The following is an 11,816-nucleotide window of genomic DNA, read 5'->3' on the forward strand; positions in this document are numbered from 1 at the left end:
CGTGGCTGGGCGGAGGGGCTACAGGCGCAGCTGGCGGATCGCCCGGCTCAGCTCGCCGGCCAGCTCGGCCAGCTCGTGGCTGGTGCCGGCCGAATCCACCGTCTGCTGCACGGTCAGCTCGGTGACGTCGCGGATACCCACCACCGAGCGTGTCATCTCCTCGGCCACCTGGCTCTGCTGCTCGGCGGCCACGGCGATCTGCGTGTTGCTCTCGCGCATTAGCGCCACCGCCCCGGCGATGGCCGCCAGCGCCTCGCCGGCTTCCTGGGCCTGCTCGACGCAGCCGTCGGCCTTGAACGAGCTTTCCTGCATGAATTCCACCGCGTCGCGGGTGCCGGACTGCAGCGCGTTGATCATCTGGGTGATCTCGTCTGTGGAGTCCTGCACGCGCTTGGCCAGGTTGCGCACCTCGTCGGCCACCACGGCGAAGCCGCGGCCCATCTCGCCGGCGCGGGCGGCCTCGATGGCGGCGTTGAGGGCGAGCAGGTTGGTCTGCTCGGCGATGCCATGGATGACGCTGACCACGCTGCTGATCTTCTGGCTGTCCTCGGCCAGCTGCTGGATCATCTGCGCGGTCTGCTGCACGCCCTGGGACAGCCCGGCGATGGACTCGCCGACGCGGCCCACCACCTGCTGGCCGGCGCCGGCCAGGCGGTCGGCTTCCTGCGACTGGTCGCGGGTGTCGGCGGCGTGCTGGGCGATGTGGTGCACGGTGGTGGACATCTCGTTGATCGCGGTGGCGGCCTGGTCGGTCTCGCTCTGCTGGCCGAGCATGCCCTGGCGCACCTGGCCCATGCTCTGGGCGAGGGTGCGCGCGCCTTCGTCGAGGCGCCCGGCGGCCTGGGCCACGGTGCCGACCACGCGCTGGTAGCCGGCCTGCATGGCGTTGAAGGCAGTGGCCATCTGGCCCACCTCGTCGCGGCTGTCCAGCGGCACGCGGGCGGAAAGGTCGCCGCTGCGCTCCACGTGCTGCATCACGTCGCGCAGCTTCAGCAGGTGGGTGAGGATGAAGCGGATCAGCAACTGCGAGGCGGCCAGCAGGGCCATCATCAGCACCAGCACCGCGCCGGCGTAAGCCAGGGCGCGCTCGCTGAACACCTGCCAGAGGTCGGCCCCGGGGGCCAGCACCGCGATGCGCTGGCCGTCGCCGGCATCCCGCACCCAGGCGCCGGCCAGCGGGCCGAGGCGGCTGGAGGCGCCGCCCAGGTCGACCCAGCCGTTGCCGCGAGCCAGCGCGCCGGTGTCCACGCCCGGCAGTTGCGGGGCGCTGCCGCTGGCGAAGCTCAGCAGGTTGTCGGCGCTGGGCAGCGCCGTGCCGGCCGGCCAGTTCTGCAGCAGCCGGGCCTGGACCTCGGCGCCCTGGCGGGCGGCCTGGTTGCGTGCGTCCACTTCCTGGTGCATGGAGAACAGCACGAGCAGCAAGGTGGTGAAGAAGGCGACCGCGTTCACGGCCCAGAACTTGTACTTCAGAGAGATATCGCGGATCCAGGCGCCCATGGGGATGCTTCTTGTAGTGGGAATGATGGCTTTTGGCCTTCATTCTCGTTGAAGAGAAGAAGTCTGTCTTGATGAGGGTCAAGACAGCTTCGCCTCCCAGGTTAGCGTCGCTTTCCGGACATTCTTGAGGGGTATTCGTCAGCCTTGTTCGGCAATTTCCGACAGGCCGAAGAAGCGCCGGGCGCAGGCCGTGGTATGGGCCGCCAGGTCGTCTTCCGTCTCGCCGCGATGCAGGGCGGTGACGCGCAACACCTCGGGGAGGAAGGCCGGCTCGTTCTGCCCGTGCTTCGGCTTGGGCCGCAGGCTGCGCGGCAGCAGGTAGGGGGCGTCGCTCTCCAGCATCAGGCGGCCGCGGGGGATCTCCCGCACCAGTTCCTGCAGGTGGGTGCCGCGGCGTTCGTCGCAGATCCAGCCGGTGATGCCGATGTGCAGGTCGAGATCGAGATAGTTGTAGAGCGTGCGCCGCTCGCCGGTGAAACAATGCACCACGGCGGCGGGCAACTGGTCGCGGAAGCCCTTGAGGATGGCCAGCAGGCGCTCGCCGGCGTCGCGCTCGTGGATGAACACCGGGCGCTGCAGCTCCACGGCCAGGGCCAACTGCTCCTCGAAGGCCTTTTCCTGTTGCGGTCGCGGCGAGAAATCCCGATTGAAGTCAAGGCCGCACTCGCCGACCGCGCGTACCCTGTCTTCCGCCAGCAGGCCCCGCAGGGTGGCGGCGCTGGCGCTGTTCCACTGCGAAGCATCGTGCGGGTGGACACCGGCGGTGCAGAACAGCCGCTGGCCGCTTTCGTCGCGTTCGCGGCACAGGCGCAGGGCGGCTTCGCTCTCGTCGAGGCTGGTGCCGGTCAGCACCATCTGCACCACGCCGGCGCCGATGGCCTGATCGATGACCGCCGGCAACCGGTTGGCGAAAGTCGGATGAGTGAGGTTGACGCCAATGTCGATCAGTTGCATGGTTCACCGGGGTCTGAAGATGTTTGATCACGAACCGCGTTGCTGCGTCAAATGGCGCCAGGTTAGGCGCGGGACGCCGGGAATGGTGCCCCCTTGCCAAGTCCCGCAACGACGCATGGCGCCATTTGCCGCGCAACCCGAAGGGACGGGCCTGTTTTTGTGCGGTACGTCGTTGCTCGTCGTTTATTTGGAATGACCAAACCGCTCTCCTCGCGCCTAGTCCCGCACAAAAACAGGCGCCGTCGCGATCGTGATCAAACATCTTCAGACCCCTGTGGATTCGGGCGGGCAGCATAGCAGAATCCCCTGTTTTCTTAAGAAAGTCTTAAAAAACAGCCTGTTGAATGCACTTGTGAAAGTGCTTCGGGAATTTTGGATTGGCATCAGTCTCCGCTTGTGAGACGCTCGCGCCCCTTTTTTCGGGGCCGGGAACTTGCGGAGGGCGCCGCTTTCTCAGTGGGCCGCTGGTGAATGACCGATCCTTGGAGACCTGGATGACGCGACTGCTGCTGCTCACTCTCTGCTTGCTGGCATGGCTGCCGCAGCCGGCGGCCGCGCGCCTGACCAGCCAGCCGGACAACTGGCAGCGCGAGAGCGCCGACACCCGCGACCTGGCCAGCATCCGCAGCAGCGGCGTGCTGCGCGTGCTGGTCAACCAGAGCCGCAACAGCTCCGGCGAGATCAAGGGCGAGCCTATCGGCGTCGAGTACAACCGCCTGCGCGCCTTCGAGCAATACCTCAACGACAACGCCCCCGGGCGCAAGCCGCTCACCCTGAAGTTCATTCCCAAGGCCAAGGACCAGTTGCTGGCCGCGCTGCTGCGTGGCGAAGGCGACCTGGTCGCCCCCGGCGAGGTGCTGGTGGCCCGCGACGGCCAGGACGTCGCCGCCAGCCTGCCGTGGCGCCAGGATGTGCCGCTGGTGCTGGTCTCGCGCCAGGGCAACAAGCGCTACGCGCGCCTGGAACAACTGGCCGGCAAGCGTATCGCCCTGGCCCCCGGCAGCGCCGCCGGCGAGGCCATCGGGCAGGTCAACGAGCGCCTGGCGCAACGCCGCCTGGCGCCCATCGGCATCGACTGGGTGGACCCGTCCCTGGCGGTGGAAGACGTGCTGGAGATGGTCCAGGCCGGCATCTATCCCTGCACCGTGGTGGAACAGCCGATCGCCGAGCGCTGGGCCAAGGTGTTCAAGAAGATCCGCATCGACCGCCACCTGGTGCTCGACAACCGCCAGAACATGACCTGGTACGTGCGCCGCGACGCCTCCATGCTGCACGCCAGCGTCGACCGCTTCCTCAAGGACTACCACGCCCCGGCGGAGCAGGACGGCAACTTCCAGCGCCTGTACCGCCACGCCTACCAGGTGCGCAACCCGCTGGAGAAGGGCGACCGCAAGAAGCTCGAAGCGGTGCGCCCGACCCTGCAGCGCTTCGCCGAGCAGTACCGCCTCGACTGGCTGGCCCTGGCCGCGGTGGCCTACAAGGAATCCAACCTCACCCCCGGCGCCCGCGGCGCGTCCGGCGCCACCGGGCTGATGCAGGTCACCCCGGCGGCGGCGCGCAGCGTCGGGCTGCGTTCGGTGGAAGGCAAGGAGAACAACGTCCAGGCCGCCAGCAAGTACCTGGCCATGCTGCGCCGCGACTACTTCAACAGCCCGCGCATGGACGAGCACGAGCGCCTGGGCTTCATCCTCGCCGCCTACAACGTCGGCGCCGAGCGCGTCCAGGGCCTGCGCGCCCAGGCCCGCCGCCAGGGCCTGAACCCGGATCGCTGGTTCTTCCAGGTGGAGCGCGTGGCGGCCCAGGAAGTGGGCATGGGTGTGGTGAACTACGTCAGCAGCGTCAACAAGTACTATCTTGCCTATCAGCGGGAGCGTGATGGGTTGGAGTCCCGGCAGCGGGTAGCTTCCGTCCAGAAGTGATCGGTCGTTTCGATATTTTTTAGCGTGTTTTTGCGCTTTTTATATCGAATCGATGATCTATATTGCTGCTCAAGCAACGACGGTTGCCTCACCCACTTTCCTCTGCACAAGGATGCACCATGAACGCTCTCGTCAAATCCGTCCTGTCCACCAACGCCGGCGTCGGCCTGGCCGTGCTGCGCATCACCACCGGCCTGACCTTCATGGCCCACGGCTCGCAGAAACTCTTCGGCCTGTTCGGCGGCCCGGGCCTGTCGGGCATGGCCCAGTGGCTGGAATCCCTCGGCGTGACCCCCGGCTACCTGATGGCCACCCTGGCGGGCAGCGCGGAGTTCTTCGGCGGGCTGTTCCTGGTGCTCGGCCTGCTGGTGCGCCTGGCCAGCATCCCGCTGATCGTCGCCATGCTGGTGGCCGTGTTCAGCGTGCACATCGCCAACGGCTTCTTCATCACCAACAACGGCTTCGAATACGCCTTCACCCTGATCATGATCAGTGTGGCCCTGCTCATCAGCGGCGCCGGTCCCTTCTCCCTGGACCGCAAGCTCTCCAGCTGAGCGATCCCGCAGCCATGAAAAAGGCGGATGCCCAGCGGCATCCGCCTTTTTTATTTTCATTGTGCTTCAGCCCAGCAGGTGCTGCACGCCGCTGTTGATCAGGCCACCGCCCACCAGCAGGAAGACGAACAGCCCGGCGCCCAGCAGCAGCGGTTTGGGGCCTTCGCGGCGCAGGTCGCCGAGGCGGGTGGCCAGGCCCAGGGCGGCCATGGCCATGCCCAGCAATACGTCGTCCAGCTGTTGCAGCGGCGCCAGCCAGGCGTGCGGCACCAGGCCCAGCGAACGCAGGCCGGTGACCAGCAGGAAGGCCACGGCGAAGCCGGGAATGTGCAGGCGGCGCCGGCCTTCGCTGGCTGCCTCGTCGCTGGCGGCGAAACGCCCCAGGCAGAGCAGCGCCGGGGCCAGCAGCAGGACGCGGAGCATCTTGCTGATCAGCGCGGCGTCGGCTGCGGCCGGGTCCATGGCGCGGCCGGCGGCGACCACCTGGGCCACCTCGTGGATGGTCGAGCCGCTGAAGATGCCGAAGGCCTTGGCGCTGCCGAACAGGTTCGGCAGGTGGGCGAACAGCAGCGGGTGCAGAAGCATGGCCAGGGTGCCGAACAGCACCACGGTGGCCACCGCCACGGCGGTGTGCTCGGCGCGGGCGCGCAGCACCGGGCTGCTCGCCATGACCGCGGCGGCGCCGCAGATGGCGCTGCCGGCGCCGATCAGCAGGGCGCTCTCGCGCGGCAGCTTGAGCCAGCGCACGCCGACCCAGCCGGCGACCAGCAGGGTGCTGGTGACCATCAGCACATCGATCACCAGCGCCGCCGGGCCGAGGGCGGCGATATCCTGGAAGGTCAGGCGCAGGCCGTAGAGCACCACGCCCAGGCGCAGCAGTTGCTGGCGCGACAGCTCGACGCCGGGGCGCAGGCCGCCGAAACGGGCCAGGCCGAGGTTGCCCAGCAGCAGGCCGAGGAGGATGGCCAGGGTCAGGCTGCCGAGGCCGAGGTGGCTGATGGCGGGGATGCGCACCAGCAGGTTGGCGGCGCCGGCGATCAGCAGGCAGAGCAGGGCGCCGGGGACCAGGTAGGGTGTGCGGCGCAGGCGGGTAAGCATGACGGGCTCCTTGTGTAAGGTGCTGCCATGGTGTGCGCTGCCTGCTTAGTGTAAAAACGGATTGTTCTTATTGGATCAAACGGTTTTATCGATATGGCCCCGCGAATCACCCTGCGCCAGCTGGCCACCTTCACCTCCATCGCCGAGCACGGCAACGTGACCCAGGCGGCGGCCGCCATCGCGCTTTCGCAATCGGCGGCCAGCCAGGCGCTGCAGGAACTGGAGCGCACCCTGCAGACGCGCCTGTTCGACCGCAGCGGCAAGCGCCTGGCGCTCAACGACAACGGTCGCGCCCTGTATCCCCGGGCCTGCGCCCTGCTGGCCCAGGGCGCCGAGCTGGAGACGCTGTTCCAGCACGCGCCGGTGCAGCTGGCCCTGGGCGCCAGCCGCAGCATCGGTGGCTACCTGCTGCCGCGGGTGATGGCCGGGTTTCTCGCCGAACTGCCGGACAGCCGCCTGCAACTGCAGGTGGCCAACAGCCGCGAGATCCTGGCCGCGCTCTGCGAGTTCCGCCTGGACGTGGCCTACATCGAGTCGCCCATCCAGCATCCGCAGGTGCAATTGTTGCCGTGGATCGAGGATGAGCTGTTGCTGGTCGCGGCGCCCGAGCATCCGCTGGCGCGGGCGGCGCAGGTGACCTTCGAGCAGTTGGCGGCGACACGCTGGATCCTCCGCGAGGCCGGCTCCGGCACCCGGGTGACCTTCGAGCAGCAGGTGCTGCCGCGCCTGGGCAGCCTGGCGGCGCCGCTGGAGGTGAGCAACGCCGAGGCGATCAAGCACCTGGTGGCCAGCGGGGCCGGCATCAGTTGCCTGTCGCGGCGGGTGGTGGCCGATGAGCTGGCCGGCGGCGAGCTGGTCGCCCTGGACAATCCCCTGGGGCCGTTGCGGCGCACCTTCTTCCGCGCCCTGCACGTGGACAAGTACCCGACCCAGGGGCTGCGCCGCTTCCTCGATTACGCCGAGGCGTGGGCCGCGCTCAATCGCTGAGTGCCCGTTCGCCGTCCAGGGGCCAGCGGCCGATGGCCCGGTAATGCACGCCGTGGGGACCGTTCTCCGAGCTGTACAGCACCAGCTCGCGGGCCGGCCAGGCGAACTGCGCCATGGCGTCGGGTGTCTGGCGGCAGTGACGGGCCAGGGTCAGGTGCGGGCGGAAGGGCCGCCGCTCGATCTCGAAGCCGCTGAGCTGCAGGGCATCTTGCAGGGCCTGGACCAGGCCGGGCAGCGCTGGCGGGATGGCCGTCGGCGCCAGGTGCAGGATGCCGTTGCGCCAGCGTTCCAGGCGATCCAGCAGCAGTTCGAAGGGTGCGCGCGGCAGGCTCGCGCCCAGGGCCAGCAGCTCGGCCTTGCGGGCGCGCGGCACCGCGCCGAGGAAGGCCAGGGTGAGGTGCAGGTTGGCCGCCGCCACCGGCTGGCCGTCGATGGCCAGGCTGTCGCGCCAGGCGGCCAGGGGCGCGCGGATTTCCTCCGGGCAGGGCAGGGCGAAGAACAGGCGCAGGGGTGGGGTGCTCATCGGGGCTCTCTCGTCAGCCGGAAGTCGCCTTGACAGTATCGCCGGGGCTTCTCTAGGATGCCGCACAGCGCCGATTTAAGTAGCAACTTGCGGGGCGCTGATGCTCCAGGGGCATCGAAATACCGCTAAAGCGCTGGTTCGGTGTGCCTCTCGCCGCGTCCAGCAGGACCCCAGAGGCGGAGACATGACACCATGACCTGTCCCAATCCCCAGGTGCGCCTGGCCCCCATCACCACCGGCCTGCTGCGGCGCAACCCGCGCATACTGCTATGCGGCCACCACCAGCCCACCCTGGTTCGCTACCTCGAAGGCTGGCCGAAGCGCTGGCAGGGCTCGCGCACCTTCCTTATCCAGTTCGCCGCCGACCTTGCGGAAATCGCCCGCTTCCCCCGCGACCATTTCGACTTCGCCGTGATCCAGTCGCCGCGCGCCGAGGAACTACAGCCGCTAGTTCACGAGCTGACCCGCGTCGCCCGCCAGGGGCTGATCACCCGGCGGCCGCCGGTGTTCTGAGGCCGCGATAGCCGGAACCACCGGCGCGATTCGTGGATGAGATCCGCTCCTACGCTGCCCCGCCCGCGCCATTCCCTTGTAGGAGCGCGCCCTGCGCGCGAAATCGCGAGCAGGCCTGCGGCCCCCTCACCCCAGCCCTCTCCCGGAGGGAGAGGGGACCGTTCGGAGTACATGGGTGTTTCGGCGTTAGCCGGCTAGCACAGGGATCGCCGGCTGAAACCAGGCCGTCTCTCGGCACGGCCTAGCTCCCTCTCCCTCCGGGAGAGGGCTGGGGTGAGGGGAAAGCCCGCGCGCCGATGTCATTCCCCTGTAGGAGCGCGCCCTGCGCGCGATTCGCGGGCAGGGCCCGCTCCTACAGTCTGCAATGAGGCACGGAGTTTCCCCGTAGGAGCGGACTCCGTCCGCGATTGGCTTCCCTGGCCACGCCGGATGCCCCGGTGGCACGAACAGCCCCCTCTCCCGCTTGCGGGAGAGGGGGCTGTTAACCCCGACCGCCGGCGTTATCCGCCGAATCGCGGACGGAGTCCGCTCCTACGGCCGTGCTTCCCTGCGCCCTACGGTGCTGGGCGCCAAACTCCGCTTTTGGTCGAGAGGAAAATTATGCCGCGTTATCGGTTCCGATAACTTTGCTTGCCGGGCTTTATCGGCGGGCAGCTATCGACCTGGCCAGGAGCCGCCTGCGCGATTGACCGAGGGAAAGAAAATGATCGAGGCCCAAGCGTTCAACAGCGTCTTCGACGCCATCGCAGACACCGCCGAGGTGGAAAAGCTGCGCCTGCGCGCGACCCTCCTGCAGGCGATCCAGAAGGAGGCGGCCAGTTGGGATGGCACCGACCGCAGCCGCGCCAAACGTCTGGGTATCACTGCACCGCGCTATACCCTGCTCAAGCGCGGCCAGTTGGGTGAGTTCAGCCTGGATGCCCTGGTTGTGCTCGCCGTTCACGCCGGACTGTCCATCGGCCTGACCATAGAACATCAGGTGGCGTGACCGTCCCCGGTGAGCAAGTTGCGTAGGGCGTACAACCGTTCGCGGTTGTACGCCGCTTCACCTTCCTTGTCGGCAACTCCGTGGTTGAGCCGGGCGCGGTTTCGAGGGCGGCTCCGTGCTTGGCAGCGAGCGGGATGGGGCCAAGGTCAAACGGCGGATAACGCGGAGCGTTATTCGCCCTACGAACTGTGCACGCGCATCCCCTGGCGCCGAACCCTGTAGGAGCGAGCTTGCTCGCGAACAACCACAGGCACGCGGCCCGTTCGCGAGCAAGCTCGCTCCTACGAAAAGACGCCGCCCCGTTGGATGAAGGGAGCGCGGCGATACCCATGCTGCCGCGCCATCGATGGGTATCGCTTCGCTCAACGCCATCCTACGAATAGGCCACGGTGTTCAGCGGGTAGGGTAGGTGTTCAACTGCGGCCATTGCCGGTAGGGCACCCAGAGCATGCCTTGCCAGTGCAGCACCGTCAGGGCCTGGGTGGGGCCGTGGAGGGTTTCGCGGCGGGGTTGGCGGGTGTCGTGGCGGTAGCTGTCGCGCAGGGCCGGGACCACCTCTTGGGTGATCCATTGGCGGATGCAGCGGTTTTCCGGGTGGAAGTAGTGGATCAGCGTGGCGTACACGGCGGATTCGCTGAGCAGTAGTTCGTCCTCGTAGTCGCCATTGCCGCCGCGCAACCAGGCGCGGCGGTACTGGTCGTCGTCCAGGTTGCGCTGCACGCGCTCTTCCAGCATCGGCACGCCCATCAGCCGGCCGAGGTCGCGGGTGCTGAACCAGCATTGGTCTTCCAGCAGCAGGGCTCGCAGCTGGCGCTTGTGGCGGGTGAACAGGGTGGGGATCAGGACCTCTTCAGACATGGTGCACCTCCGCGGTGGAGGGGGAAGAGGGCAGGTACGGCGAAGCGCCTTCGGGCTGAAGGCTGGGGGTGATAGGCATATCCATTACCTCTACGTGATATGGCCAGCTTTCTTAGGGCTGGGTGCCGGGAGCTAAGAAACCCCACGTAGAGGGCCGGACGTATTCCCCTTTCGGGTCTTGTATTAGCCCACTCCCGACGTCGCAGAGGTTTTTTGAGGACGAGAAAAACCCGCAGGCTCAAAAAAGCCGCTTTCTTTCGGGAGCGGTCAGGCCGCTACGTGACAGGCGTTTCTTAGGCGCCGGTCATAGGGTAATTTTTCCAGTGTTACAGGTCAATAAATATAACTAAAGTTTCAGGTTGTCTACTCCGGTGGAGATTGTCTTGAATATGTTTCCTTGAGGAACATCTCTCGAGTAGGTAAAGTGCCCTTCAGCTTTGATTGTGGCTCGCTCTTGTTCGTTGGATAGGCAGTATCGAACCAAAATTTTAGAGTAATCAATTAGCCCGCTTTCTCTTGTTGAGTCGGGAAATACTTCAGAAATTATCGTTGAGTAGTCGTTTGATCTTGTAAGAAGAGGAATGATCTCTGGTCTTTCAGCCTTGCAGTAACAAACAATTGCGCTAGCTACCTGATAGTGATCGTTGTATTCGTTTTTGGTGCTATTGTAAATTATTGACACATAAGATAATGTTTTTTCAATTCCGCGTAAGCTTGTCTGGTTTTGTCTGAATATCTCGGTCAATAGGCTGAAGGTTGTTTCGTTCTTTAATTTTTCGCCTTCTGATAAAAGTCGGGGGATTAAGAAATCTATATATTTCTCTGGATGGCTCTCGTACTCGTTGTCAATTCTTGGGAGAGAAAGCCAGAGGTCAATAAATTTTTGCAGATATAGATGCGAATCTATTTCTGCTCCATACTTCTTCTTGATCGAGGCTAGTAATTGACGCTTATTTGTAACGATTAGGAAGTTCAAGTTCTTTGTGGAGAATAAATGCTTGAGCTGCTCTAAGAGTTCGAGGCAGTAATCTGGACGGCATCTGTCTAGCTCGTCAATGATGAATGTTACCGGCTTTCCTTTGCCAATGGCTTTGGTGATTTTTTCCAGTTCTATTTTGAAGTTATTTAGGGCTTCCTTTTCCTCGTAGGCGCCGTCGAGCTTTTCAGATAAAAATTTATCCAATGCAGATGACGCGTCCTCACCAATGTCGTCAGAAACGCCAAGGTCGTCGAGAATCGTTTCATCCAATGCACCTGCTGTGGCCGCTTTTATCCCAATTCGTAGAGCTCCTCTCGCGAGAATTTTTGTGGTTTTCAGCGCTGATTTTTTGAAAGACTCTTTCGCCTTTGAGGATGCCTTGGTCTGCTGGATTATCTGAGCGGCAATAGCAAGAAAAGGATCCTTTTGGTAGTCATTCTCGAATGCGTCAAAGTAGATTGTTTTGATTTCTCTACTTTTTTGTAAATGTCCCCTTAGCATTTTTGCAAAGGTGCTTTTCCCTTCGCCCCATGCTCCATCGATTCCGATAATAAGGCCTTCGTGCGATGCCTCTAGTAAGTAGGATAGCCTTTCCCCTATTGTTATTCTCTTGAATATGTCTATCTTGGGGTCAAATCCGGTGCTCTCGTCGATATTTAGCGGCGCCGCCTTTATTCTCATTTTATGGTGTCCTGATGAGCGTGGAGGGGAAGTTGGTTATTTGAAATAAAAAGCCCCGCACTAGGCGGGGCTTTTGTCTTTCTAATCACTGCCCCAAAATTCCATTTCGAGTATCAGTGTTTCTAATGGTCTTGACTTGCTGCTTTGCTACTACCGTACCTTTTCAGATGGATTTATCCCAGGTGCCGAATATTATCAATAGGTTACCAACCGGCTGGATTTGCTCCGTTTCACCAATTCCTGGAATATGTGCTTTCTTTTGCGC

The 11,816-nt window shown here is 64.2% G+C and carries 11 protein-coding genes; 5 read left to right on the plus strand and 6 right to left on the minus strand.

Annotated features, from left to right (window positions below; all coding sequences use genetic code 11):
- Positions 1-18 precede the first annotated feature (18 nt).
- A complete protein-coding gene (locus tag M8R19_RS25740) occupies positions 19-1,497 on the minus strand; it encodes a methyl-accepting chemotaxis protein (RefSeq protein WP_249919308.1) in 1,479 nt (492 codons plus the stop codon).
- Between the two features lie 138 nt (positions 1,498-1,635).
- Positions 1,636-2,451 (minus strand): TatD family hydrolase, encoded by an 816-nt coding sequence (locus M8R19_RS25745; RefSeq protein ID WP_249919309.1) that lies wholly within the window; start codon positions 2,449-2,451, stop codon positions 1,636-1,638.
- A gap of 494 nt (positions 2,452-2,945) precedes the next feature.
- On the opposite strand from M8R19_RS25745, the gene M8R19_RS25750 reads away from it, so the two are divergent.
- Positions 2,946-4,370 (plus strand): MltF family protein, encoded by a 1,425-nt coding sequence (locus M8R19_RS25750; RefSeq protein ID WP_249919310.1) that lies wholly within the window; start codon positions 2,946-2,948, stop codon positions 4,368-4,370.
- 119 nt (positions 4,371-4,489) lie between these two features.
- The gene (locus M8R19_RS25755) at positions 4,490-4,924 is read left to right on the plus strand and encodes a DoxX family protein (RefSeq protein WP_116424826.1); all 435 of its coding nucleotides are present in this window, start codon (positions 4,490-4,492) and stop codon (positions 4,922-4,924) included.
- 66 nt (positions 4,925-4,990) lie between these two features.
- Here the strand turns inward: M8R19_RS25755 and M8R19_RS25760 are convergent, their stop codons facing one another.
- On the minus strand, positions 4,991-6,022 hold the full coding sequence (locus M8R19_RS25760; protein WP_249919311.1) for a YeiH family protein: 1,032 nt from the start codon (positions 6,020-6,022) through the stop codon (positions 4,991-4,993).
- A gap of 93 nt (positions 6,023-6,115) precedes the next feature.
- On the opposite strand from M8R19_RS25760, the gene M8R19_RS25765 reads away from it, so the two are divergent.
- Positions 6,116-7,009 carry a LysR family transcriptional regulator gene (locus M8R19_RS25765; protein ID WP_249919312.1) on the plus strand — a complete coding sequence of 298 codons (894 nt, stop codon included), beginning with the start codon at positions 6,116-6,118 and terminating at the stop codon, positions 7,007-7,009.
- Here M8R19_RS25765 and thpR read toward each other — a convergent pair.
- Entirely contained in the window at positions 6,999-7,532 is a 534-nt protein-coding gene (gene thpR / locus M8R19_RS25770; RefSeq protein ID WP_249919313.1) for an RNA 2',3'-cyclic phosphodiesterase, read from the minus strand. The genes M8R19_RS25765 and thpR overlap by 11 nt on opposite strands.
- A gap of 192 nt (positions 7,533-7,724) precedes the next feature.
- Here thpR and M8R19_RS25775 point away from each other — a divergent pair, with 192 nt between their 5' ends.
- Both M8R19_RS25775 and M8R19_RS25780 read left to right on the plus strand, forming a co-directional pair.
- Complete coding sequence (locus M8R19_RS25775; RefSeq protein WP_009621564.1) at positions 7,725-8,045, plus strand: hypothetical protein; 321 nt, start codon at positions 7,725-7,727, stop codon at positions 8,043-8,045.
- Between the two features lie 703 nt (positions 8,046-8,748).
- Positions 8,749-9,033 carry a helix-turn-helix domain-containing protein gene (locus M8R19_RS25780; protein WP_249919314.1) on the plus strand — a complete coding sequence of 95 codons (285 nt, stop codon included), beginning with the start codon at positions 8,749-8,751 and terminating at the stop codon, positions 9,031-9,033.
- Between the two features lie 393 nt (positions 9,034-9,426).
- Here the strand turns inward: M8R19_RS25780 and M8R19_RS25785 are convergent, their stop codons facing one another.
- Positions 9,427-9,891: a BRO-N domain-containing protein gene (locus tag M8R19_RS25785; RefSeq protein WP_249919315.1), complete on the minus strand. Its 465-nt coding sequence runs from the start codon at positions 9,889-9,891 to the stop codon at positions 9,427-9,429.
- Between the two features lie 346 nt (positions 9,892-10,237).
- A complete protein-coding gene (locus M8R19_RS25790) occupies positions 10,238-11,551 on the minus strand; it encodes a KAP family P-loop NTPase fold protein (protein WP_249919316.1) in 1,314 nt (437 codons plus the stop codon).
- Between the last annotated feature and the right edge of the window lie 265 nt (positions 11,552-11,816).

The organism is Pseudomonas sp. R3.Fl (assembly GCF_023516765.1).
Classification (GTDB): domain Bacteria; phylum Pseudomonadota; class Gammaproteobacteria; order Pseudomonadales; family Pseudomonadaceae; genus Pseudomonas; species Pseudomonas citronellolis.